The sequence below is a fragment of the Streptomyces sp. NPDC001450 genome, assembly GCF_053597295.1.
In genome coordinates this window covers 71,678-94,475 of record NZ_JBSFHY010000042.1, presented here as the reverse complement: position 1 = coordinate 94,475, position 22,798 = coordinate 71,678, and the positions used below count along the sequence as shown (strand labels likewise).

The window sequence follows — 22,798 nt, the reverse complement described above, 5'->3', positions numbered from 1 at the left end:
GACGCCGAGGCCGCGGCCGGCCGGGCCCGCTCCGAGGCCGACGCCGCCACCCAGGCGGCCGCCGACGCGGACGCCGCCGCCACCCGCGCCGAGGCGGCCGCCAAACGCGCCCGCTCCGACGCCGACGCCGCCCAGGCCGACAAGCTCAAGGCCGACGCCGCGGTGAAGACGGCGACCAGCGCCGTCGCCGACGCCATCAAGGCCTCCCAGGACGCCTCCGCCGAGGCCAAGACGGCGGTCAAGCTCGCCGACGAGGCCGAACAGCACGCCAAGGACGCCAAGACCCAGGCCGACGCCGCGAACAAGGAAGCCGGCAACGCCCTCGCGGCCGCCGCGAAGGCCGCCGGCTACGCCCACGTCACCGCCCAGGCGGCCGTCGACGCCGGCAAGGCGGCGGAGCAGGTGGCCAACCCGGCCAACGACGCGATCCAGCTGGGCTCCGCTTATGTCGACACCGACTCAGCCGCCGGCCTGGTCGTGCTGACCGGGCAGGCGTCGAAGTCCATCGCCGAGCAGCAGCAGGCCGTCGCCGACGCCCACGCCAAGAACGCGGCAGCCGAGGCCGCGGCCGCCAAGAACATCGCCGACCAGGCCAAGGGCGACGCCAAGGAGGCCTACCAGCACGCGGCCAACGCCGCCCAGTACGCCGCCGACGCCCGCACCTACTCCAAGGACGCCCTCGGCTACGCCGCCGACGCCGCCAAGGCCGCAGCGGCAGCCTCAGCGTCCCTGGCCCGCACCATCGACTACGACCAGCAGGCCGCCGACGACGCCGCAGCCGCCGACAAGGCCGCCGGCAACGCCGAGGGCTACGCCAAGGACGCCCGCGACTCGGCGGACGCGGCGGAACTCGACGCGGCCGCGGCCCGCTCGGCAGCCTCCCAGGCCGAACAGGACGCCAAGGACGCCCGCGCCGCCGCCAACCGCGCCGACGCAGCCGCCACCGAAGCCGAACAGGCCGCCAAGGACGCCGCCAAGTACGCCAAGGAGGCACAGGACGCCGCCGACAGAGCGGAAAGGGCGGAGGCCAACAAGGAGGCGTCCAAGGGGTCCGGTACGGGCATTCCCGGTGTGTTCGCCGTCCCGGACGAGTCCACCGTCGAGATCGTCAGCTCCAAGCAGATCGGCACCTGCCCGCCGATGCCGCAAGCGGCCTTCAGCGGCTGCGACGCGGAGTACGACCTGGTCGTCACCTACGAGGCCGACTTCTACCTCTGCACCGACGACCAGGCCCAGGCCACCGAGGACGGTTGCCCGAAGCCGGCGTGGCAGTTCCTTCAGCGGTCGACGCTGAAGAACGTCAAGATCGACGGCTGGACCCACAAGTTCTCCGGCAAGGACATCGTCCAAGCCGGATGGCAGAGCCTCTTCGGTGATACAGCCGGAGCGATCCTGTTCCACGTCTTCGCCGCAGACCTGATGGACTGCTGGCACGGCGACAAGAAGGCCTGCGCCTGGAGCATCGCCACGTACGTCCCGGTCGAAGGCGTGCTCGGCCCGATCGCGCGTGCCGTCAAGGCACTCGACGCCTCCGCCAGGACCGGAATCGGTTACCTGGACGCCTGGAAGGCGCTGCACGCCCTCCCCCTGTCCAAGGAGGCCATGGCCGGGATCACGGCAAAAGTCAGCAAGGCGCTTACCAAAGCGTGCGAGCGTAACAGCTTCCCCGGCACCACACGCGTGCTGATGGCCGACGGAACGACCAAGCAGATCGAGGACGTCCGGATCTACGACGCCGTTCTCGCCACCGATCCCGAAAGCGGCCGCACCGAAGGCCACACCGTCGCCCGCACCATCTACACACCGGACGACACCGAGTTCGCCGACATCACGATCGACGCCGGCGACGCACTGATCACCGCCACCCAGCACCACCCCTTCTGGTCGCCCAGCGCCAGCCGCTGGATCGACGCAGGCGACCTCAAGCCCGGCCAGACCCTGCGCACCAGCAGCGGCAAGGCCGTCACCGTGGTCGGCGTCCACCGCTACCACCGGCTTCACTCGGCCTACAACCTCACCGTCGACCAGCTCCACACGTACTATGTACTCGCTGGTTCCACGCCGGTGCTTGTGCACAACACCGGCCCTGCCTGTGGTCTGGGCGGCTTCAAGGTCGGCGTTACCGCCGATGAGATCACCGAGATCAACCGTTGGTTCGGCGGCGAAACGCTCTTGAGCGGATCCCCCGAGAACATGCTGGTCAACGCGAGTCGCTACAACAGCTTCTGGGAGAAGTCCGCGGTCGTGATCCGCGACATCGCGGGAAGCCACATGTTCAATAACGGGAACAAGCGGACCGCGCAAGCGGTCGTGGAACAGCTGATGGAGCGCAACGGGGTGATCAGCGGGCCCACGTCCCAGGACCTACGCAGCGTCATCGACAGGGTCGGAAAGGGCGAGCTGCACGACGTTGACGACATCGCGGCAGCCCTGAGGGGCTTCTGACAGGAGCTCGGGAAATGAACATCAGTCAACTCATGGAGAGACTCGGCCGCTCGGGTGTCACTGTGATCCTCAAAGTGGACGACGAGAGGATGGCGGATGGCGGGGAGCCGTGGACGGTAGTCATGTCCGGAAAGGTCCTCGGAGACCAGGGCTTCATCCGGGCCGAGTCCTCCAGCCTTGACGATTGCCTTGAGCAGGCGGTCAGTCGTCTGCGAAGCCGCCCCGGCGACTGGGGATGGCTGGAGGAAGTCGCCTGACGTAACAGCGAGACTCCACCGAATGCGAAAAGCCCCTCGCCCACCGGCCCCACAGGGGTCCGGCGGGCGAGGGGCCTTTTCCTTCCGACGGGTGGCTGTCCACCCACTTCTTCGCCGCCTCCTGCGGACTCATCTTCTGGTCGGCGATCATCAGGGAGACCTGGTTCTGGTCGTCCGTCGTCCACTTGAACTTCTTCAGGAAGGACGCCGCCTTGCCGCCGGACTTCGCGAAGTCCGTGTTCAGGAACTTCTGCAGCGGGGTGTGCGGACGACACAGGGCTGCACGCCTCATTCGCCACAGACGGCCCGAACGTTGGGGAGTATCTCGGAGGGTGGCGATCCACAGGGGATCAGCTCACCTACCCGCTGCGGGATGGGAAGCTCTAGAGATGGAGCGTCGGGACGAAAGCACGATCCGAAGAGAGATCTCCGTGAAGATTGAGTTGACAGACGACCAGGCGCTTGTCCTGTCCGACTGGATGAGTCGCGTCATGCATCGGGCGGAATTCTCGGCGATTGTCGATGACCGCGCAGTCTGGTCTGCCCTGTTGAAGATCAACGGGACGCTGGAAACGCAATTGTCAACGATCTTCGATTCCTCCTACGCTGACCAGTTGGCAGCGGCTCGCCAGCGGCTGATCAGCGAGCTTGGGGAATTCGGCGAAGAGTGATGTGACACATGTGCCGCTATGCCCGGGTCTCCGGCATGACGGCGCCGTCAGCAGGCAACTGACCGGCTTGAGCACGATTCTCGCCCCCGAGGTCGCGCACAAGCCGGTCAGCGTAGTTGCGGAGAACCCTCCGTACGGCACTCCGGTGACCGGGCTCGTCCCCCCGCTGGAGCGGGTGGTCACCGGCCGGATGCCCGCTCCCGCCCACACGTGACGCACCCCACCCCACACCCCCGTTCAAACTCCGTTAACAATGGACTGTGATCTCACCGGTCTCCTCGATGCCCCGGAGCGCCCACCGGCCCAAGCCGGAGGCGACTCCCTACGTCGACCTCACCCGTACCGAGTGGAGCGCGCTGCGCGACAAGACTCCGCTGCCACTCACCGCTGAAGAGGTCGAGAAGGTGCGCGGCCTCGGCGATGTCATCGACCTCGACGAGGTGCGGGACATCTACCTCCCGCTCTCCCGCCTTCTCAACCTCTACGTCGGCGCCACGGACGGGCTCAGAAGCGCCCTGAACACGTTCCTGGGCGAGCAGGGCTCGCAGTCCGGCACGCCCTTCGTGATAGGGATCGCCGGATCCGTGGCGTGCGGCAAGTCGACCGTGGCCCGTCTGCTCCAGGCCCTCCTGTCCCGCTGGCCCGAGCACCCGCGCGTGGAGCGGGTGACGACCGACGGCTTCCTGCTGCCGACCCAGGAGCTCCGGGCCCGCGGACTGATGTCGCGGAAGGGATTCCCCGAGTCGTACGACCGCCGGGCGCTGACCCGGTTCGTCGCCGACATCAAGGCGGGCAAGGACGAGGTCACCGCCCCCGTCTACTCCCACCTCATCTACGACATCGTCCCGGGCGAGAAGCTCGTCGTACGCCGGCCCGACATCCTGATCGTCGAGGGCCTGAACGTCCTCCAGCCCGCCCTCCCCGGCAAGGACGGCCGCACCCGCGTCGGTCTCGCCGACTACTTCGACTTCAGCGTGTACGTCGACGCGAGCGCCGACGACGTCGAGAGCTGGTACCTCAACCGCTTCAAGAAGCTGCGCCAGACGGCCTTCCAGGACCCGTCCTCGTACTTCCGCAAGTGGACCCAGGTCTCCGAGGAGGAGGCCCTCGACTACGCGCGCACCCAGTGGCGCACGATCAACAAGCCCAACCTGGTCGAGAACATCGCCCCCACCCGCGGCCGCGCCACCCTCGTCGTACGCAAGGGCCCGGACCACAAAGTCCAGCGGCTGCGCCTGCGCAAGCTGTGACATGTGCATGGGCGCCTGTTAAAAAGGCGCCATGCTGCATCTGCGCCTGATCACCCCCGCCGAGAAGACGGACGAGGTGGTACGGCTGATCGAGAAGACGGTCGGTACCACCCACCTCGTCGTGCTGCCGACGGCCGCCCGCAATCCCGCCGGGGACGTCGTCATGTGCGACGTGGCACGCGAGGCGGGGGACGAACTCATCGGCGGACTACGCCGGTTGGGGCTGGACGAGACCGGCTCGATCGCCGTGGAGGACATAGACCTCACACTGTCCCGCCGCGCCGACAAGGCCGAGGAGGAGGCACCGGGCGAGGGCGCGGACGCGGTGCTGTGGGAGCACCTGCGGGAAGCCACGCACGAGGAGTCGACGCTGTCGGTCACCTACGTCGCCTTCCTCACGATCGCCACCATGATCGCGGCCTGCGGTGTGGTGCTGGACAACGCGATCCTGATCGTGGGCGCGATGGCCGTCGGCCCCGAGTTCGGCCCGATGGCCGGCTTCTGTACGGCCCTGGTGCAGCGCACTCCACGCCTCGCCCTGCGCTCACTGACCGCACTGCTGGTGGGCTTCGCCGTGGCCATGCTGGTGACGGCCGGCTTCACCTACTTCATGGACGGCATCGGCCTGTTCACCAAGGTCCGGCTGGAGGCGGAACGCCCCAACACCAACTTCATCTACCGCCCCGACGCCTTCTCCTTCGTCGTGGCGGTCCTGGCCGGCATCGCCGGCACCCTCTCCCTGACCTCGGCGAAGTCCGGCGCCCTGGTGGGCGTGGCCATCTCCGTCACCACGGTCCCGGCAGCGGCCAACGCGGCGGTGGCCTTCGCCTACACCGAGTACCGCCAGGCCTGGGGCTCCACGGCCCAGCTCCTGCTGAACCTTCTGGGCATCGTCCTGGCGGGCACGCTCACCCTGCTGGCCCAGAAGTGGTTCTGGGCCAGACAGAGGGAACAGCGGGAAGTGGCCTAGCCGAGGGCCGACTTCACGGCATCGGCCAGCCGCCCGGCGACCGACCGGGCCTGTTCGATGTCCGCCGCCTCGACCATCACGCGGACCAGCGGCTCCGTGCCCGAGGGACGCAGCAGCACCCGCCCGGTGGAGCCCAGCTCCCGCTCCGCCTCGGCGACGGCGGCGGCCAGGTCGGCGGACGTCTTCACACGGGACCTGTCCACGTCCGGCACGTTGATGAGGACCTGCGGCAGCCGCTCCATGACGGCGGCCAGCTCCCGCAGTGTCCGACCGGTCTGCGCCACCCGCGCCGCCAGCAGCAGCCCGGTCAGCGTGCCGTCACCGGTGGTCGCGTGGTCGAGGATGATCACGTGCCCGGACTGTTCACCGCCCAGGGCGTACCCGTGCTCCTTCATCTCCTCCAGCACGTAACGGTCGCCCACGGCGGTCTGCACCAGCCGGATGCCCGCCCGTTCCATCGCCAGCTTGAAGCCCAGGTTGGACATGACGGTCGCGACGACGGTGTCGGAGCGCAGCTCGGAGCGCTCCTGCAGCGCCAGCGCGAGCACGGACAGGATCTGGTCGCCGTCCACCTCCTCGCCGGTGTGGTCCACGGCCAGGCAGCGGTCGGCGTCACCGTCGTGCGCGATGCCGAAGGCAGCGCCGTGTTCGAGCACCGCGGCCTTCAGCGGGTCCAGGTGGGTGGAGCCGCAGCCGTCGTTGATGTTGAGCCCGTCCGGCTCGGCACCGATCGTGACGACCTGGGCGCCGGCCCGCGAGAACACCTCCGGCGAGACCCCCGCGGCCGCACCGTGCGCCTCGTCCAGCACGATCTTCAGGCCGTCGAGACGGTTCGGCAGCGCCGCCAGCAGATGGCCGACGTACTGCTCGAAGCCCTCGTCGTACGCCCGCACGCGCCCGACCCCGGCACCGGTGGGCCGCTCCCAGGGCTCGCCGTGCCGGTGGGACTCGTACACGGCCTCGATCTTGTCCTCGAGCTCGTCGGCGAGTTTGTGGCCGCCGCGGGCGAAGAACTTGATGCCGTTGTCCGGCATGGCGTTGTGGCTGGCGGACAGCATCACGCCGAGGTCGGCGCCGAGCGCGCCGGTCAGGTACGCCACCGCCGGTGTCGGCAGAACGCCCACGGTCAGCACGTCCACGCCCGCGCTGGCCAGACCCGCGACCACGGCGGCCTGCAGGAACTCCCCGGACGCACGCGGGTCCCGCCCGACCACCGCCGTCGGCCTGTGGCCCTCGAAGGTGCCCGCCTCGGCCAGCACATGCGCCGCCGCCACGGACAGGCCGAGCGCCATCTCGGCCGTCAGGTCCGCGTTGGCGACACCGCGCACGCCGTCCGTACCGAAGAGTCGTCCCACGTGTCCTCCAAGGGAAGCTTCATTGCTGCCGGGAATGATGGCAGACGGCTGAACATCCGATCACACCGGCCTTTGAGCGTCTTGTGTCGTTATACGCCCTTGGCCGGGATAAACGAACGCCCCGACGGCACATGTGGCGTGCCGCCGGGGCGTTCGGAGTACGAGCAGGCAGCTGCTGATTAGCGCTTGCTGTACTGCGGGGCCTTGCGGGCCTTCTTCAGACCGGCCTTCTTGCGCTCGACCGCACGGTCGTCGCGCTTGAGGAAGCCGGCCTTCTTGAGCGGGCCGCGGTTGTTGTCGACGTCGGCCTCGTTCAGCGCACGGGCGACACCGAGACGGAGCGCGCCGGCCTGACCGGAGACACCGCCACCCGCGATGCGGGCGATGACGTCGTAGCGGCCCTCGAGCTCGAGCACCTTGAAGGGCTCGTTGACTTCCTGCTGGTGCACCTTGTTCGGGAAGTAGTCCTCGAGGGTGCGACCATTGATCTTCCACTTGCCGGTGCCCGGAACGATCCGGACGCGGGCGATGGCGTTCTTGCGACGGCCCAGGCCGGCGGCCGGCTGCGGCTCGCCGAAGCGGGAGGCCAGGGACTCCGAGGTGTACTCACCCTCGACGGGGACCTCGGACTCGGTGGTGTAGCTCTCGATGTCGATCTCTTCGATCGGCTGCTCGGCAGTGGTCTCGGCCACGATTCTCCTCAGATTCTCTTCAGTCTTAGGGGGTGGCCGGACTTACTGCGCGACCTGGGTGATCTCGAACGGCACCGGCTGCTGGGCAGCGTGCGGGTGCTGGTCACCCTTGTAGACCTTCAGCTTCGAGAGCATCTGACGGCCCAGCGTGTTCTTGGGGAGCATGCCCTTGACGGCCTTCTCGATGGCCTTCTCGGGGTTCTTGTCGAGCAGCTCGTCGTAACGGACGGAGCGCAGACCACCCGGGTAGCCGGAGTGGCGGTACGCCATCTTCTGCGTCCGCTTGTTGCCGGACAGGTGCACCTTGTCGGCGTTGATGATGATGACGAAGTCACCAGCGTCGACGTGCGGCGCGTAGATCGGCTTGTGCTTGCCCCGGAGAAGGGTGGCGGCGGTGGTGGCGAGACGGCCCAGGACAACGTCCTGAGCGTCGATGACGTGCCACTGGCGCGTCACATCGCCGGGCTTGGGGCTGTACGTACGCACGGTTCGTAGCCTTCGCTTCGAGTGAATGGTCCTGAACAGGTCACCGAAACGATCACGACAGCCTTGACCGCACCGCGGTGACGCAAACCGCGTGCTGATCGCTGGTCATCGGCCCGGTGGACCGGTGTAAGGGCCCGTCCCGTGAGAATGAGCAAGCCAATACACAACGAAGAAGCAGAGTACCTGGGCGCCCCCGGCAGGGTCAAAACGAGGCCCTTCCCCCTCATGTCGACGGACAAACAAGGCATGCCGACCGACGCACTCCAGCACCCCCGGCCCCCCGTCTAAGATGCGCCCCATGAGTTACGGGCAGGGGGGACCCCAGTCTCAGTGGGATCCCTGGAAACCACATTCCCAGCAGCCATGGAGCAGCGGCGGCGACGACGGGACTCCGGACTGGGCCGCGCTCGCGGAAGCCTCGGAGACCCGGAACAAGCGTCGCAGGCTGCTGTTCATCGGCGGCGGCGCGCTCGCCACCATCGCGGTCGGCACCGCCGTCGCCATGGCCGTCGTGTCCGCGAACAGCGACAACAAGGCCTCGGGCAATCCCACCCGCCTGCCCGCCAGCGCCTCCCTGCCCAGCGGCACGGCGACGGCGCCGTCCTTCGCACCCACCAGCGCCCCGCCGCCGCTGGACCCGAAGGACTTCATATCCAGCGCGAAGAAGGACACCGCGCCGCTGAGCCCCGAGACGCTGTTCCCGGGCACCCAGCTGACCATGGGCAGCACGGTGTACAAGAAGGGCGCCACCGCGGACACGAAGAACTGCGCCTCCGCCGCCGACGCGACCCTGCCCAAGATCCTCACCGCGAACGGCTGCACCCGCCTGATACGCGCCACCTACACCAAGGACGGCATCGCGGTCACCGTCGGCGTCGCCGTCTTCGACACCGCGGCCCAGACGGCGAAGGCCAAGTCCCAGACCGACGACAAGAGCATCGTGCGCTCGCTGGCCGGCAAGGGCGTCAAGTCCTTCTGCGACGGCGCGATCTGCTTCTCGACCCGCAACGCCGTCGGCCGCTACGGCTACTTCACGATCACCGGTTTCACGAACGGCAAGAACGTCACCAAGAAGGACACCAAGGCCTTCGCGGTCAGCGACGACCTGCAGGAGTTCGCCTTCCGCCAGATCTGGCGCCGCGGCGAGGCCCAGGCCTCGGCCGCAGCGAACCAGTAGGCCTCAGCAGCACCCCGCCGACGGAAGCGAACGCCTGTTCCGGGCCTCCTTGTTCCGGGCGGCCAGCAACTCGTCGGCGGGGTAGCCGACCTCCTCCAGGGTCAGCCCGTGCGGTCGTACGACGTGCACGGCGGAGTCGCGCACCCCTGCGGCCAGCACCTTCCCGGGCCACTCGGGGCCCCGGTGGCCGTCGCCGACGAACAGCAGCGCGCCGATCAGCGAGCGCACCATGTTGTGACAGAACGCGTCGGCCCGCACGGTCGCGGTGACGACCCCGTCCGCACCCCGCTCCAGGCTCAGCTCCTGGAGCGTACGGATCGTCGTCGCACCCTCCCGCTTCTTGCAGTACGCGGCGAAGTCGTGCTCGCCGAGCAGCGCCCGTGCCGCCTCGTTCATGGCGTCGACGTCGAGCGGCCAGTCGTGCCACAGGACGTGGTTGCGCAGGAGCGGGTCGACGCCCCCGGGGTTGTCCGTCACCCGGTACGCATAACGCCGCCAGACGGCCGAGAAACGGGCGTTGAAGCCGGTGGGCGCCTCCCTGAGGGCCCACACCCGCACGTCCTTGGACAGGCGTCCGGCGAGCCGCTTGAGCAGCTTCTCGTGGTGCTCGCGCCACACCCCCTCGGGCAGGTCCACGTGCGCCACCTGGCCGCGCGCGTGCACCCCGGCGTCGGTGCGGCCCGCGACGGTCAGCTCGTACGTCTCCCGCGACCGCGTCACAGTGCGCAGTGCGTCCTCGATCTCGCCCTGCACGGTCCGCCGGCCACCGGCCTGCTTGGCCCACCCGGAGAAATCGGTGCCGTCGTAGGACAGGTCGAGGCGGACACGGACGTACCCGGGCTGTACTTCGTCACTCACGTGGGAATCCTCTCAGGACAGATCCCTTTCAAAAAACGTGAAAGCGGGCCCGCCCCGAAGGGCGAACCCGCTTCCAGCGTCAGGCAGAGCCTCAGGCGTCCTTGGACTCCTCGGCGGCCTCCTCGGCCGGAGCCTCGGTGGTCTCCTCGACCTTGGCCTCCTCGGCCTCCTTGACCGCACGCTTGGTGGCGGCCTCGGCCTCACCGGTCGCCTGCTGGGCAACCGTCAGCGCCTCGACCAGCTCGATGACAGCCATGGGCGCGTTGTCGCCACGGCGGTTACCGATCTTGGTGATGCGGGTGTAGCCACCCGGACGGTTCTCGTAGCGCGGGCCGATCTCGGTGAAGAGCGTGTGGACGACGCCCTTGTCCGTGATGACCTGGAGCACCTGGCGGCGGTTGTGAAGGTCGCCCTTCTTCGCCTTGGTGATCAGACGCTCGGCGTACGGGCGCAGGCGACGGGCCTTCGCCTCGGTGGTGGTGATACGGCCGTGCTCGAACAGCGACTTCGCGAGGTTCGCGAGGAGCAGCTTCTCGTGCGCGGCGCTGCCGCCCAGACGGGCACCCTTGGTGGGCTTCGGCATTGTTCTTCTCCTGTGTGTCTGCCCCGGCCGTGTCAGGTACCGGGGTCAGTATCCGAGCAGGCGGTCGCCTGTCGGAGATCCGGGGGCCTCGGTGAGGCCCCCGGAGGGTGGAAACACGCTCAGTACCGGATCAGTACTGCTCGGTCTCCACGAAGCCCGCGTCCGCGTCGTCGTCGGCGCCGAAGGCGTCGGCAGCGGCGGTCGGGTCGAATCCGGGCGGGCTGTCCTTGAGGGCCAGGCCCATGCCGGCCAGCTTCGCCTTGACCTCGTCGATGGACTTCGCACCGAAGTTGCGGATGTCCAGGAGGTCGGCCTCGGAGCGCGCGACCAGCTCACCCACGGAGTGGATGCCCTCACGCTTGAGGCAGTTGTACGAGCGGACGGTCAGCTCGAGCTCCTCGATCGGGAGCGCGAGGTCGGCCGCCAGCGCGGCGTCCGTCGGGGACGGACCCATGTCGATGCCCTCGGCGTCGATGTTCAGCTCGCGGGCGAGACCGAACAGCTCGACCAGGGTCTTACCGGCGGAGGCCATGGCGTCACGGGGACGCATCGCCTGCTTGGTCTCGACGTCGACGATCAGCTTGTCGAAGTCGGTGCGCTGCTCGACACGCGTGGCCTCGACCTTGTACGTGACCTTCAGAACCGGCGAGTAGATGGAGTCGACCGGGATACGGCCGATCTCCTGGCCCACCTGCTTGTTCTGCACGGCGGAGACGTAGCCGCGACCGCGCTCGACGGTCAGCTCCATCTCCAGCTTGCCCTTGCCGTTGAGCGTGGCGAGGACGAGGTCGGGGTTGTGCACCTCGACACCGGCCGGGGGCGCGATGTCGGCGGCGGTGACCAGACCCGGACCCTGCTTGCGCAGGTACATCACGACCGGCTCGTCGTGCTCCGAGGAGACGACCAGCTGCTTGATGTTGAGGATCAGGTCGGTGACGTCCTCCTTGACGCCCGGCACGGTGGTGAACTCGTGCAGGACGCCGTCGATGCGGATGCTGGTGACAGCAGCGCCGGGGATCGACGACAGGAGGGTGCGGCGGAGGGAGTTGCCGAGGGTGTAGCCGAAGCCCGGCTCCAGCGGCTCGATCACGAACCGGGAGCGGAACTCGTCGACGACCTCTTCGGTCAACGAGGGACGCTGAGCGATCAGCATGTGTGGATCAGATCCTTCTTTCGTGGACGCCCGCTATTTGACGTCCGACGGAACCGTGCCGCTTGCGCAACACGGGGTACTGCAAGGATACGGGCGGTACGACCCCGATGGGGTGGTACCGCCCGAAACCGCAGGCCGCGAAGGCGACGCGTCAGACGCGACGACGCTTCGGCGGACGGCAGCCGTTGTGCGGGGTCGGGGTGACGTCCTGGATGGAGCCGACCTCGAGGCCCGTGGCCTGCAGGGAGCGGATCGCGGTCTCACGACCGGAGCCCGGGCCCTTGACGAACACGTCGACCTTGCGCATGCCGTGCTCCTGGGCGCGGCGGGCAGCCGACTCGGCGGCCATCTGCGCGGCGAACGGCGTGGACTTCCGGGAGCCCTTGAAGCCGACGTGGCCGGCGGAGGCCCAGGAGATCACGTTGCCGGACGGGTCCGTGATCGACACGATCGTGTTGTTGAACGTGCTCTTGATGTGCGCGTGGCCGTGAGCGACGTTCTTCTTTTCCTTGCGGCGCACCTTCTTGGCAGCGCCCTGACGTCCCTTGGGGGGCATCTACTAACTCCTACGGGAGGTGGTCGGTCCTACAGCGAAGACCGTGGACTGAGGTCCGCTGCGGACTACTTCTTGCCCGGCTTCTTCTTGCCGGCGATGGCGCGACGCGGGCCCTTGCGGGTGCGGGCGTTGGTGCTGGTGCGCTGACCGCGGACGGGCAGACCGCGGCGGTGCCGCAGACCCTGGTAGCAGCCGATCTCGACCTTGCGGCGGATGTCGGCCTGGATCTCGCGACGGAGGTCACCCTCGGTCTTGATGTTGTTGTCGACGTACTCGCGGATCGCGACCAGCTGCTCTTCGGTCAGGTCACGAACGCGGGTGTTCGGGTCGACGCCGGTCGCAGCCAGCGTCTCCTGCGAGAGGGTCCGGCCGATGCCGAACACGTAGGTGAGGGCGACCTCCACGCGCTTTTCGCGCGGGATGTCAACACCGGAAACGCGTGCCATTCAATGGCTCCAGTTGATCTTCGGAGGTCTTCCGCAGGACCGACTCCCAGCCGCCGTACGAGGTACGAACTGGGTCCCCGGCCTCCGAACCGGGGGTGTCGAGCCGTGATGGACTCGGGTCCTGCGTATGAACATATTCAGCTTGCGTCGCGCGAATCTCTGCGATGGATGCAGAGGGATCGGTCGTGCGTCAGCCCTGGCGCTGCTTGTGGCGCGGGTTCTCGCAGATGACCATGACCCGACCGTGACGGCGGATCACCCTGCACTTGTCGCAGATCTTCTTGACGCTCGGCTTGACCTTCATGGGATTGAGGTTCTCCGGGTCAGTGCCACTACCCCGCCGAAGCGGGATACGGGCAAGATCTACTTGTACCGGTAGACGATCCGGCCACGCGTCAGGTCGTACGGAGACAGCTCCACCACGACCCGGTCGTCAGGGAGGATGCGGATGTAGTGCATACGCATCTTGCCGCTGATGTGTGCCAGGACCTGGTGGCCGTTCTGGAGCTCGACCTTGAACATGGCGTTCGGCAGAGACTCGACGACAGTGCCCTCGATCTCGATGGCACCTTGCTTCTTGGCCACGCTTCGCCCTTCGAATCGACTACCTTGATCGACTCTCTCGCTTCCCTTACGGGCGCATGCGGACATGCGGGTGCACGAGAGCCGACGAGTCAGTCTACGTCAGCGCACCCGGAAACACGAATCGAGGAAATCTTCCCCACGCAGAAGATCGTCATGCAAGGGGGTCGGGAGCGGCCACGATCCCGTGCTCGGCAAGCTTCGCCCTGCCGCCGTCGACAGCGGTCAGGACCAGCGGGCCCTCCTCCGTCAGCGCGACCGAGTGTTCCCAGTGGGAGGACCAGCTGCCGTCGGTCGTGATGACCGTCCAGTCGTCCTCGAGGACCTCGGTCCGCGGGGTGCCGAGGGAGACCATCGGCTCGATCGCGAGGCAGAAGCCGGGGACCAGCTTGGGGCCCTTGCCGCGACGGCGGTCGACGTAGTTCAGCAGGTGCGGGTCCATGTGCATCTCGGTGCCGATGCCGTGGCCGCCGTAGTCCTCGATGATGCCGTAACGGCCGCCGCCGGGCTTCGGCTGGCGGCGGATGTACGTCTCGATGGCCCGGGAGACGTCGACCAGGCGGTTGCCCTGCTTCATGGCCGCGATACCCGCCCACATCGACTCCTCGGTCACCCGCGAGAGCTCGATCAGCTCCGGAGCGTGACCGGAGCCCACGAAGGCGGTGTACGCGGCGTCGCCGTGCCAGCCGTCGACGATCGCGCCGCAGTCGATGGAGATGACGTCGCCGTCCTTCAGGACGACGTCGTCGGAGGGGATGCCGTGGACGACGACGTCGTTCACCGAGGTGCAGATCGTCGCCGGGAAGCCGCCGTAGCCGAGGAAGTTCGACTTGGCGCCGTGCTCGGCGAGCACCTTGCGCGCGACCTCGTCCAGGTCCTTGGTGCTGGCGCCGGGCACCGCCGCTTCGCGAGTGGCCGCGTGGATGGCGGCTACGACCAGGCCCGCCGCACGCATCTTGGCGATCTGCTCGGGGGTCTTGATCTGCACCATGGGGGGCCTGCGCTCTCCGTCACTCACGTCGACTGGGTTACCTACACAACACTACGGCCGCGGCGCCCGGGCGGGCACCGCGGCCGGAAGGACCGCGATCTACTTGTTCTCGGCCTTCTCGCGCTTGAGCGCCTCCAGCGCCCGCTGCGTGATCTCGTCCACCGGACCCAGGGAGGAGATCGTCACGACCAGGCCCTGCGCCTTGTAGTAGTCGATGATCGGCTCGGTCTGCGTGTGGTAGACCTCCAGCCGCGTACGGACGGTCTCCTCGGAGTCGTCGTCGCGCTGGTACAGCTCACCGCCGCAGACGTCGCACACGCCCTCCTGCTTCGGCGGGCTGTACGTCACGTGGAAGACGTGGGACGAGTCGTTGCGGCAGATGCGCCGGCCGGCGATCCGCTTGACGACCTCCTCCTCCGGGACCTCCAGGTCCAGGACGGCGTCCAGCTTGATGCCCTCTTCGTCCAGCAGCCGGTCCAGCGCCTCGGCCTGCGAGACGTTGCGCGGGAAGCCGTCCAGCAGGAAGCCGTTCTCAGCGTCCGCCTGCTCCATGCGGTCCTTGGCCATCGCGATGGTGACCTCGTCGGGCACGAGGTTGCCGGCGTCCATGTAGGACTTCGCGAGCTTGCCCAGCTCGGTCTGCCGACTGATGTTGGCCCGGAACAGGTCACCGGTGGAGATGTGCGGGATGGCCAGCTTCTCTGCGAGCCGGACGGCTTGCGTTCCCTTACCGGCACCGGGCGGCCCGACGAGGACGATACGCATCAGCGGAGGAACCCTTCGTAATTGCGCTGCTGGAGCTGGCTCTCGATCTGCTTCACCGTCTCGAGACCGACACCCACGATGATCAGGATGCTGGTCCCGCCGAACGGGAAGTTCCCGCTCGCGTTGAAGCCCACCAACGCCATTGTCGGCACGAGAGCGATGACTCCCAGATACAGCGAACCCGGCCAGGTGATCCGGTTGAGCACGTAGCTCAGGTACTCAGCGGTCGGTCGGCCAGCCCGGATGCCCGGGATGAAGCCACCATACTTCTTCATGTTGTCGGCGACTTCCTCGGGGTTGAAGGAGATCGCCACGTAGAAGAACGCGAAGAAAACGATGAGCAAGAAGTACAGAGTGATGTAAATCGGGTGGTCGCCCTTGGTCAGGTTGTTCTTGACCCAGGTCGCCCAGTTCGAGTTGCTGCCCGAGAACTGGGCCACCAGCGCCGGGATGTAGAGCAGCGACGAGGCGAAGATGACAGGAATCACACCCGCCTGGTTCACCTTGAGCGGGATGTAGGTGGACGTACCACCGTAAGAACGACGCCCGATCATGCGCTTCGCGTACTGCACCGGGATGCGGCGCTGGGCCTGCTCCACGAAGACGACGAGCGCGACCATGACCAGGCCGACCACGATGACGGTGCCGAACTCGATCCAGCCGCCGGCCAGGGTGCCCTGCTTCTTGATGGCCCACAGCGCGGACGGGAAGGTCGCGGCGATCGAGATGAACATCAGGATCGACATGCCGTTGCCGATGCCGCGGTCGGTGATCAGCTCACCGAGCCACATGACGACGGCGGTACCGGCGGTCATGCAGATGACCATGGTGATGGTGGTGAAGATCGCTTGGTCGGGGACGATCTGGCTCGCCACCGAACAGGTGCTGAACAGAGCACCGCTGCGGGCGGTGGCCACCAGGCCGGTGCCCTGAAGGATGGCCAGTGCCACGGTCAGGTAGCGGGTGTACTGCGTGATCTTGGCAGTACCGGCCTGTCCCTCCTTCTTGAGCGCTTCCAGGCGCGGAATCACTACCGTCAACAGCTGCAGGATGATGCTGGCCGTGATGTACGGCATGATCCCGAGCGCGAAGATCGTGATCTGCAGCAGCGCACCGCCGCTGAACATGTTGACCAGCCCGAAGAGACCCTGGTTACCGGAGGCCTCGCGGACACACGTCTGGACGTTCTTGTAGTTGACGCCCGGGATCGGGATGTGGGTACCGACCCGGTACACCACGATGATGGCCAGCGTGAACAGCAGCTTCTTGCGCAGGTCGGGCGTCCTGAACGCCCGGGCGAACGCGGTGAGCACGGTGCCTCCTGCGACCCCCGCGTATGCGCGTGAGGTGACGACTAATTTCGGGTTGATGACCTGTGGAACGAGGTTACGGCATGCCAAGACAGCGCTGGATGCCAGTCGCCACAGCCTACCTATATCAGGGCTCAGCCGGAACGCCGACCGACGGCCCGTCAGAAGTGAGGTGACAAGCCCCCGCACTTCGGGACATTTTCGAATGTGTGTCTGAAAACAACTCTCACCCCTGCACGGGCACCTCGCAGGCCCCCTGATCGAACGCGGTGCATCCTGCCACGGGAAGCTCGGGGGCGACCGACCAGCGGCCCACGGGTACGCCGCCGGCTACCCGCAACCGCGATCCCACTGCCCGCGTCGACACATGCTCGATCGACCATAACGACAATTTAAATTCGAACTGTCCCCGCTTTTCAGCCACCCCATGGAATGTACTGGTTCCGTGGCGATCACGGCTACATCGGTGATGACATCAGCTCTGTCAAGCAGGGTCGAACACACATCGCCAAGGGCGTCCTATTGGGCAGCTGAAACCGGAATGAAGACTTTCACTCAGTACAGCACAAGCACTCTTGCGCTCGCTGCAGCGCTGGTCGCCTGCTAGACAGGAAAGGGCCCGGAGGAGAGACACAGTCAGCCCGGGCTCGCGAACATCGACATGAAGACGGGACACAGGGCGTCAACAAGGAGTGGTCTTCCTGCATGCGGAAAGAAGGGTTCCAATACGCCTCTCCGCAGGCGGCGGCGAAATGCCAGCCGGTGGTCCGGAGGTAACGAGCCGACAAAGCTGGAGACATCTGTTGCGGTAGCGGATGCCAGGGATGAAGTGAATAAATAGCTGGCCACAAAACACGGACGAACAAGTAGAGCCGCTCCCGCGCTAACGCGGGAGCGGCTCTACTTGCAACTAAGAACTAGCTCAGACGAGCTCGGTGACCGTACCGCCGGCGGCGGTGATCTTCTCCTTGGCGGAGCCGGAGACGGCGTCGACCGTCACCTGCAGCGCCACGGAGATCTCGCCCTGGCCGAGGACCTTGACGAGGCTGTTCTTGCGAACGGCGCCCTTGGCCACCAGGCCCTCGACCGTGACCTCGCCACCCTCGGGGTAGAGCGCGGCCAGCTTGTCGAGGTTCACGACCTGGAACTCGGTCTTGAACGGGTTCTTGAAGCCCTTCAGCTTCGGGAGGCGCATGTGCAGCGGCATCTGGCCGCCCTCGAAGCGCTCCGGAACCTGGTAGCGGGCCTTCGTGCCCTTGGTACCACGACCGGCCGTCTTACCCTTCGACGCCTCACCACGACCCACACGGGTCTTGGCGGTCTTGGCGCCCGGGGCGGGACGGAGGTTGTGGATCTTCAGCGGGTTCTGCTCCGCCATGATCAGTCGACCTCCTCGACCGTCACGAGGTGGCGGACGGTGTGCACCATGCCGCGGAACTCGGGGCGGTCCTCCTTGACGACCTGCGTGTTGATGCCCTTGAGACCAAGGGAGCGCAGGGTGTCGCGGTGGTTCTGCTTGCTGCCGATGTAGGACTTGACCTGCGTGATCTTAAGCTGAGCCATCACGCACCCGCCCCGGCACGCGCACGCAGCAGAGCCGCGGGAGCGACGTCCTCGAGGGGCAGGCCACGGCGGGCCGCGACCTCCTCGGGACGCTGCAGGCCCTTCAGGGCCTCCACGGTCGCGTGCACGATGTTGATCGCGTTGTCGGAGCCGAGCGACTTCGACAGGATGTCGTGGATACCGGCGCACTCGAGCACGGCACGCACCGGACCACCGGCGATAACACCGGTACCGGGGGACGCGGGCTTGAGCAGCACGACGCCGGCAGCCTTCTCACCCTGGATCGGGTGCGGGATGGTGCCCTGGATACGGGGGACCTTGAAGAAGTGCTTCTTGGCCTCCTCAACGCCCTTGGCGATGGCGGCCGGCACCTCCTTGGCCTTGCCGTAGCCGACACCCACGGTGCCGTCACCGTCGCCCACCACGACCAGCGCGGTGAAGCTGAAGCGACGACCACCCTTCACAACCTTGGCGACGCGGTTGATCGCGACAACGCGCTCAACGTACGCGGTCTTCTCGGCGGCAGCAGCGCCGCCGTCACGGCCCTTCCGGTCCCGCCGCTCGCCGCCACCGGCACCGCCACCGCGGCGCTGGGGTCCAGCCATTGGAATTACCTCTCTCTGTTTCCGCTAGCTACGGCAGGCTCAGAACTTGAGCCCGGCTTCGCGGGCGGCGTCCGCCAGGGCGGCGATGCGCCCGGCGTACTGGTTGCCACCACGGTCGAACACGACAGCCTCGACACCGGCGGCCTTGGCACGCTCGGCGACCAGGGCGCCGACCTGCTTGGCCTGCGAGGACTTGTCGCCCTCGCCACCGCGGACGGACGCGTCCAGGGTGGACGCGGACGCCAAGGTGTGGCCCTTGAGGTCGTCGATCACCTGCGCCACGATGTGGCGGTTGGAGCGGGTCACGACCAGACGGGGACGCTCCGCCGTACCGGAGATCCGCTTGCGGATCCGGATGTGACGGCGCTTGATCGCGGCGCGCTTGTAGGCGTCGCCCTTGAGGATCTTCTGCCCGTATGCCATGGCTTACTTACCCGCCTTTCCGACCTTGCGGCGGATGACTTCGCCCTCGTACTTGACGCCCTTGGCCTTGTACGGGTCGGGCTTGCGCAGCTTGCGGATGTTGGCCGCAACCTCGCCGACCTTCTGCTTGTCGATGCCCTCGACCTGGAAGCGGGTCGGGGTCTCCACCTTGAAGGTGATGCCCTCGGGCGCCTCGACGACGATCGGGTGGCTGTAGCCGAGCGCGAACTCGAGGTTCGAGCCCTTGGCCGTCACGCGGTAACCGACACCGCTGATCTCGAGCTTCTTCACGTAACCCTGGGTCACGCCGGTGATCATGTTCGCCACCAGCGTGCGGGACAGGCCGTGCAGGGCCTTGTTCTGACGCTCGTCGTTCGGACGGGTGACGTTCAGAACGCCGTCCTCACCCTTGACGATGTCGATCGGCGCAACGACGGTGTGGGTCAGTGTGCCCTTGGGGCCCTTGACCGAGACCGTACGGCCGTCGATGGTGACGTCCACGCCGGCGGGAACCGTGATGGGGAGCTTGCCAATACGCGACATAGCTGTTTCCTCCGTTCCCTTCCGCTACCAGACGTAGGCGAGGACTTCCCCACCCACGCCCTTCTTGCCGGCCTGCTTGTCGGTGAGGAGCCCGTGGGACGTGGAGATGATCGCCACGCCGAGGCCGCCCAGCACCTTGGGCAGGTTGGTGGACTTCGCGTACACCCGGAGACCGGGCTTGGAGATCCGCTTGATGCCCGCGATGGAGCGCTCACGGTTCGGGCCGAACTTCAGCTCGAGGACGAGGTTCTTGCCGACCTCGGCGTCCTCGACGCGCCAGCCCGTGATGAAGCCCTCCTGCTGGAGGATCTCCGCGATGTGAGACTTGATCTTGGACGCCGGCATCGTCACGGAGTCGTGGTATGCCGAGTTCGCGTTCCGCAGACGCGTAAGCATGTCTGCGATCGGATCAGTCATGGTCATGAATTGGCCTTCGGCCTCTCTCGCCGGGGTTTCCTGGTGCGCCATCCCTCTCCCCGATCCGAGACGGGACGGGTGCGGCGCGGTGGACCTACGGCGTAGTAAGTCGTACGGGCGCGGCAGACGCCCAACCCCACAAGCCTACGGCATGCGGAGAAGGGCCCCTGCCGACCCAGATGCTTACCGAGAGCTTCAGGAATCCCTAAAAAGCGGGGATTACCAGGAGCTCTTGGTCACGCCCGGCAGCTCGCCACGGTGAGCCATCTCACGAAGGCACACGCGGCACAGGCCGAACTTGCGGTACACGGAGTGCGGACGGCCGCAGCGCTGGCAGCGGGTGTAGCCACGCACACCGAACTTGGGCTTGCGAGCAGCCTTAGCGATCAGAGCCTTCTTCGCCATCTCGCTCACGCCTCCTTGAACGGGAAGCCGAGGTGACGAAGGAGCGCGCGGCCCTCAGCGTCGTTGGTCGCCGTGGTGACCACGGTGATGTCCATACCCCGGACGCGGTCGATCTTGTCCTGGTCGATCTCGTGGAACATGACCTGCTCCGTGAGACCGAAGGTGTAGTTGCCACGGCCGTCGAACTGCTTCGGGGACAGGCCGCGGAAGTCGCGGATGCGCGGCAGCGCGAGCGACAGGGTGCGGTCCAGGAACTCCCACATGCGGTCGCCACGGAGCGTGACGTGGGCACCGATCGGCTGACCCTCACGCAGCTTGAACTGCGCGATGGACTTGCGGGCCTTGGTGACGGCCGGCTTCTGACCGGTGATCGTGGTGAGGTCGCGGATGGCGCCCTCGATCAGCTTGGAGTCGCGGGCGGCGTCGCCCACACCCATGTTGACCACGATCTTGACGAGGCCGGGAACCTGCATGACGTTCTCGTACTTGAACTCGTCACGCAGCTTGCCCGCGATCTCCTCGCGGTACTTCTGCTTCAGACGCGGAGTGGTGGTGGTAGCCATCAGATGTCCTCACCCGTCCGCTTGGCAACGCGGATCTTGTTGCCCTCTTCGTCGAAGCGGTAACCGACACGCGTGACGACCTTGTTGCCGTCCTTCTCCACGACCAGCTGAACGTTGGACACGTGGATCGGAGCCTCGGTGGTCACGATGCCGCCGGCCTGGGAACCGCGAGCGGTCGGACCGGCCTTGGTGTGCTTCTTGACCCGGTTGACACCCTCGACCAGGACGCGCTCCTCGCGCGGGTAAGCGGCAATGACCTTGCCCTGCTTGCCCTTGTCCTTGCCGGTGATGACCTGGACCAGGTCGCCCTTCTTGATCTTCATGCTTACAGCACCTCCGGCGCGAGCGAGATGATCTTCATGAACTTCTTCTCGCGCAGCTCACGGCCGACCGGGCCGAAGATGCGGGTGCCGCGAGGGTCGCCGTCGTTCTTCAGAATGACGGCGGCGTTCTCGTCGAAGCGGATGTACGAGCCGTCCGGACGACGGCGCTCCTTGACGGTGCGAACGATGACCGCCTTGACGACGTCACCCTTCTTCACGTTGCCACCGGGGATCGCGTCCTTGACGGTGGCGACGATGACGTCACCGATGCCCGCGTAGCGGCGACCGGAGCCACCGAGCACACGGATGCAAAGGATTTCCTTCGCACCAGTGTTGTCGGCGACGCGCAGTCGCGACTCCTGCTGGATCACGTCTATCTCCTGATCGTCTGCCGGTTCCCGGCAGGGGGCCTCAGTACGAGGACCCCTGCCGAGCCTGGCGGAACTGACCTGCGGGGTTAGCCCCGCAGGAAATTACTTGGCCTTCTCGAGGATCTCGACGACGCGCCAGCGCTTCGTCGCGGACAGCGGCCGGGTCTCCATGAGGAGGACGCGGTCGCCGACACCCGCGGCGTTCTGCTCGTCGTGCGCCTTGAGCTTGTTGGTACGGCGGATGACCTTGCCGTACAGCGCGTGCTTGACGCGGTCCTCGACAGCGACGACGACGGTCTTGTCCATCTTGTCGCTGACGACGAGACCCTCACGGGTCTTGCGGAAGCCGCGGGCCTCTGCAGTCTGCTCAGTCACGTTGCTCTCACTCATCAGGCGCTCTCCACCGTCTCGATGCCCAGCTCGCGCTCACGCATCAGGGTGTAGATCCGCGCGATGTCCTTGCGGACGGCCTTCAGCCGACCGTGGTTCTCGAGCTGACCCGTCGCCGCCTGGAAGCGGAGGTTGAACAGCTCTTCCTTGGCCTCGCGGAGCTTCGCCAGAAGCTCCTCGTTGCCCAGCTCGCGCAGCTCGGACGCCTTGGTACCGGCCGACATCACGCTTCACCTGCCTCGCGCTTGACGATCCGGCACTTCATCGGCAGCTTGTGGGCCGCACGGGTCAGCGCCTCACGGGCGATCTTCTCGTTGGGGTACGACAGCTCGAACATCACACGTCCGGGCTTGACGTTGGCGATCCACCACTCCGGAGAACCCTTACCGGAACCCATGCGGGTCTCGGCCGGCTTCTTGGTGAGCGGACGGTCCGGGTAGATGTTGATCCAGACCTTGCCGCCACGCTTGATGTGGCGGGTCATCGCGATACGAGCCGCCTCGATCTGGCGGTTCGTCACGTAGGCCGGGGTCAGCGCCTGGATGCCGTACTCGCCGAACGCAACCTGCGTTCCACCCTTGGACATACCGTTGCGCTTCGGGTGGTGCTGCTTGCGGTGCTTGACCCTACGGGGGATCAGCATTTCGG

Annotated in this window: 33 protein-coding genes and 1 pseudogene; 7 read left to right on the top strand and 27 right to left on the bottom strand. The window is 66.9% G+C overall.

Annotated features, from left to right (window positions below; translation table 11 throughout):
* Both ACWC5O_RS35985 and ACWC5O_RS35980 read left to right on the top strand, forming a co-directional pair.
* A partial coding sequence (locus ACWC5O_RS35985; RefSeq protein WP_450781156.1) for a polymorphic toxin-type HINT domain-containing protein occupies positions 1–2,445 on the top strand: 2,445 nt, incomplete at its 5' end.
* A 14-nt stretch (positions 2,446–2,459) separates the two neighbouring features.
* Positions 2,460–2,702, top strand: a complete 243-nt coding sequence (locus ACWC5O_RS35980; RefSeq protein WP_450585094.1) for a hypothetical protein — start codon at positions 2,460–2,462, stop codon at positions 2,700–2,702.
* Between the two features lie 76 nt (positions 2,703–2,778).
* Here the strand turns inward: ACWC5O_RS35980 and ACWC5O_RS35975 are convergent.
* Positions 2,779–2,976: pseudogene (locus ACWC5O_RS35975) on the bottom strand (glycine betaine ABC transporter substrate-binding protein); the annotation flags it as partial.
* 157 nt (positions 2,977–3,133) lie between these two features.
* Between ACWC5O_RS35975 and ACWC5O_RS35970 the strand changes: the two are divergent.
* The 4 genes from ACWC5O_RS35970 (at position 3,134) to ACWC5O_RS35955 (ending at position 5,593) form a co-directional block, all read left to right on the top strand.
* On the top strand, positions 3,134–3,373 hold the full coding sequence (locus tag ACWC5O_RS35970; protein WP_450585096.1) for a hypothetical protein: 240 nt from the start codon (positions 3,134–3,136) through the stop codon (positions 3,371–3,373).
* A 67-nt stretch (positions 3,374–3,440) separates the two neighbouring features.
* Complete coding sequence (locus ACWC5O_RS35965; protein ID WP_450585097.1) at positions 3,441–3,587, top strand: hypothetical protein; 147 nt, start codon at positions 3,441–3,443, stop codon at positions 3,585–3,587.
* A 67-nt stretch (positions 3,588–3,654) separates the two neighbouring features.
* A complete protein-coding gene (gene coaA, locus ACWC5O_RS35960) occupies positions 3,655–4,623 on the top strand; it encodes a type I pantothenate kinase (protein ID WP_450585525.1) in 969 nt (322 codons plus the stop codon).
* Positions 4,624–4,654: 31 nt separating this feature from the next.
* Complete coding sequence (locus tag ACWC5O_RS35955; protein WP_450585098.1) at positions 4,655–5,593, top strand: DUF389 domain-containing protein; 939 nt, start codon at positions 4,655–4,657, stop codon at positions 5,591–5,593.
* On the opposite strand, the gene glmM is transcribed toward ACWC5O_RS35955, so the two are convergent.
* From glmM to rplM, 3 genes are all read right to left on the bottom strand, one after another.
* Positions 5,590–6,948 (bottom strand): phosphoglucosamine mutase, encoded by a 1,359-nt coding sequence (glmM, locus tag ACWC5O_RS35950; protein WP_450585099.1) that lies wholly within the window; start codon positions 6,946–6,948, stop codon positions 5,590–5,592. The genes ACWC5O_RS35955 and glmM overlap by 4 nt on opposite strands.
* Before the next feature lie 179 nt (positions 6,949–7,127).
* The gene (gene rpsI, locus ACWC5O_RS35945) at positions 7,128–7,640 is read right to left on the bottom strand and encodes a 30S ribosomal protein S9 (protein ID WP_100827765.1); all 513 of its coding nucleotides are present in this window, start codon (positions 7,638–7,640) and stop codon (positions 7,128–7,130) included.
* 42 nt (positions 7,641–7,682) lie between these two features.
* The gene (gene rplM / locus ACWC5O_RS35940; RefSeq protein WP_030345455.1) at positions 7,683–8,126 is read right to left on the bottom strand and encodes a 50S ribosomal protein L13; all 444 of its coding nucleotides are present in this window, start codon (positions 8,124–8,126) and stop codon (positions 7,683–7,685) included.
* A 298-nt stretch (positions 8,127–8,424) separates the two neighbouring features.
* Here rplM and ACWC5O_RS35935 point away from each other — a divergent pair, with 298 nt between their 5' ends.
* On the top strand, positions 8,425–9,303 hold the full coding sequence (locus tag ACWC5O_RS35935) for a hypothetical protein (protein WP_450585100.1): 879 nt from the start codon (positions 8,425–8,427) through the stop codon (positions 9,301–9,303).
* 3 nt (positions 9,304–9,306) lie between these two features.
* Here ACWC5O_RS35935 and truA read toward each other — a convergent pair whose 3' ends face one another.
* From truA to rplP, 23 genes are all read right to left on the bottom strand, one after another.
* Positions 9,307–10,161, bottom strand: coding sequence for a tRNA pseudouridine(38-40) synthase TruA (gene truA, locus ACWC5O_RS35930; RefSeq protein ID WP_450585102.1), 855 nt, complete (start codon positions 10,159–10,161; stop codon positions 9,307–9,309).
* Positions 10,162–10,252: 91 nt separating this feature from the next.
* Positions 10,253–10,744: a 50S ribosomal protein L17 gene (gene rplQ, locus ACWC5O_RS35925; RefSeq protein ID WP_450585104.1), complete on the bottom strand. Its 492-nt coding sequence runs from the start codon at positions 10,742–10,744 to the stop codon at positions 10,253–10,255.
* A gap of 130 nt (positions 10,745–10,874) precedes the next feature.
* Positions 10,875–11,897 carry a DNA-directed RNA polymerase subunit alpha gene (locus ACWC5O_RS35920; RefSeq protein ID WP_003966937.1) on the bottom strand — a complete coding sequence of 341 codons (1,023 nt, stop codon included), beginning with the start codon at positions 11,895–11,897 and terminating at the stop codon, positions 10,875–10,877.
* A 151-nt stretch (positions 11,898–12,048) separates the two neighbouring features.
* Complete coding sequence (gene rpsK, locus ACWC5O_RS35915; RefSeq protein WP_003956432.1) at positions 12,049–12,453, bottom strand: 30S ribosomal protein S11; 405 nt, start codon at positions 12,451–12,453, stop codon at positions 12,049–12,051.
* Between the two features lie 65 nt (positions 12,454–12,518).
* Complete coding sequence (rpsM, locus tag ACWC5O_RS35910) at positions 12,519–12,899, bottom strand: 30S ribosomal protein S13 (RefSeq protein ID WP_116148529.1); 381 nt, start codon at positions 12,897–12,899, stop codon at positions 12,519–12,521.
* 190 nt (positions 12,900–13,089) lie between these two features.
* Entirely contained in the window at positions 13,090–13,203 is a 114-nt protein-coding gene (rpmJ, locus tag ACWC5O_RS35905; RefSeq protein WP_003998809.1) for a 50S ribosomal protein L36, read from the bottom strand.
* 59 nt (positions 13,204–13,262) lie between these two features.
* Positions 13,263–13,484 carry a translation initiation factor IF-1 gene (gene infA, locus ACWC5O_RS35900; RefSeq protein ID WP_003948620.1) on the bottom strand — a complete coding sequence of 74 codons (222 nt, stop codon included), beginning with the start codon at positions 13,482–13,484 and terminating at the stop codon, positions 13,263–13,265.
* Positions 13,485–13,635: 151 nt separating this feature from the next.
* Positions 13,636–14,472 carry a type I methionyl aminopeptidase gene (gene map / locus ACWC5O_RS35895; protein ID WP_450585527.1) on the bottom strand — a complete coding sequence of 279 codons (837 nt, stop codon included), beginning with the start codon at positions 14,470–14,472 and terminating at the stop codon, positions 13,636–13,638.
* Between the two features lie 99 nt (positions 14,473–14,571).
* The gene (locus ACWC5O_RS35890; RefSeq protein ID WP_393467597.1) at positions 14,572–15,237 is read right to left on the bottom strand and encodes an adenylate kinase; all 666 of its coding nucleotides are present in this window, start codon (positions 15,235–15,237) and stop codon (positions 14,572–14,574) included.
* Positions 15,237–16,550 (bottom strand): preprotein translocase subunit SecY, encoded by a 1,314-nt coding sequence (gene secY, locus ACWC5O_RS35885; protein WP_450585107.1) that lies wholly within the window; start codon positions 16,548–16,550, stop codon positions 15,237–15,239. Before secY ends, ACWC5O_RS35890 begins: the two co-directional genes overlap by 1 nt.
* Positions 16,551–17,469: 919 nt before the next feature.
* Positions 17,470–17,925: a 50S ribosomal protein L15 gene (gene rplO / locus ACWC5O_RS35880; RefSeq protein WP_023547373.1), complete on the bottom strand. Its 456-nt coding sequence runs from the start codon at positions 17,923–17,925 to the stop codon at positions 17,470–17,472.
* A 2-nt stretch (positions 17,926–17,927) separates the two neighbouring features.
* Positions 17,928–18,110, bottom strand: a complete 183-nt coding sequence (gene rpmD, locus ACWC5O_RS35875; RefSeq protein WP_003974250.1) for a 50S ribosomal protein L30 — start codon at positions 18,108–18,110, stop codon at positions 17,928–17,930.
* Positions 18,110–18,715 (bottom strand): 30S ribosomal protein S5, encoded by a 606-nt coding sequence (rpsE, locus tag ACWC5O_RS35870; protein ID WP_015658456.1) that lies wholly within the window; start codon positions 18,713–18,715, stop codon positions 18,110–18,112. The genes rpmD and rpsE overlap by 1 nt, the downstream gene beginning before the upstream one ends.
* A gap of 39 nt (positions 18,716–18,754) precedes the next feature.
* Positions 18,755–19,138 (bottom strand): 50S ribosomal protein L18, encoded by a 384-nt coding sequence (rplR, locus tag ACWC5O_RS35865; protein ID WP_145886665.1) that lies wholly within the window; start codon positions 19,136–19,138, stop codon positions 18,755–18,757.
* A gap of 3 nt (positions 19,139–19,141) precedes the next feature.
* Positions 19,142–19,681: a 50S ribosomal protein L6 gene (gene rplF, locus ACWC5O_RS35860; RefSeq protein WP_067299853.1), complete on the bottom strand. Its 540-nt coding sequence runs from the start codon at positions 19,679–19,681 to the stop codon at positions 19,142–19,144.
* Between the two features lie 24 nt (positions 19,682–19,705).
* Complete coding sequence (rpsH, locus tag ACWC5O_RS35855; protein ID WP_030046382.1) at positions 19,706–20,104, bottom strand: 30S ribosomal protein S8; 399 nt, start codon at positions 20,102–20,104, stop codon at positions 19,706–19,708.
* Between the two features lie 213 nt (positions 20,105–20,317).
* The gene (locus tag ACWC5O_RS35850) at positions 20,318–20,503 is read right to left on the bottom strand and encodes a type Z 30S ribosomal protein S14 (RefSeq protein ID WP_003948630.1); all 186 of its coding nucleotides are present in this window, start codon (positions 20,501–20,503) and stop codon (positions 20,318–20,320) included.
* A 5-nt stretch (positions 20,504–20,508) separates the two neighbouring features.
* The gene (gene rplE / locus ACWC5O_RS35845) at positions 20,509–21,066 is read right to left on the bottom strand and encodes a 50S ribosomal protein L5 (RefSeq protein WP_019753095.1); all 558 of its coding nucleotides are present in this window, start codon (positions 21,064–21,066) and stop codon (positions 20,509–20,511) included.
* On the bottom strand, positions 21,066–21,389 hold the full coding sequence (gene rplX, locus ACWC5O_RS35840) for a 50S ribosomal protein L24 (protein ID WP_003998822.1): 324 nt from the start codon (positions 21,387–21,389) through the stop codon (positions 21,066–21,068). The genes rplE and rplX overlap by 1 nt, the downstream gene beginning before the upstream one ends.
* 2 nt (positions 21,390–21,391) lie before the next feature.
* Positions 21,392–21,760 carry a 50S ribosomal protein L14 gene (rplN, locus tag ACWC5O_RS35835; RefSeq protein WP_003998823.1) on the bottom strand — a complete coding sequence of 123 codons (369 nt, stop codon included), beginning with the start codon at positions 21,758–21,760 and terminating at the stop codon, positions 21,392–21,394.
* 102 nt (positions 21,761–21,862) lie between these two features.
* Complete coding sequence (gene rpsQ, locus ACWC5O_RS35830) at positions 21,863–22,150, bottom strand: 30S ribosomal protein S17 (RefSeq protein ID WP_003992363.1); 288 nt, start codon at positions 22,148–22,150, stop codon at positions 21,863–21,865.
* Positions 22,150–22,374, bottom strand: a complete 225-nt coding sequence (rpmC, locus tag ACWC5O_RS35825) for a 50S ribosomal protein L29 (RefSeq protein WP_003974259.1) — start codon at positions 22,372–22,374, stop codon at positions 22,150–22,152. Before rpmC ends, rpsQ begins: the two co-directional genes overlap by 1 nt.
* Positions 22,374–22,793: a 50S ribosomal protein L16 gene (gene rplP, locus ACWC5O_RS35820; protein ID WP_009190136.1), complete on the bottom strand. Its 420-nt coding sequence runs from the start codon at positions 22,791–22,793 to the stop codon at positions 22,374–22,376. The genes rpmC and rplP overlap by 1 nt, the downstream gene beginning before the upstream one ends.
* Between the last annotated feature and the right edge of the window lie 5 nt (positions 22,794–22,798).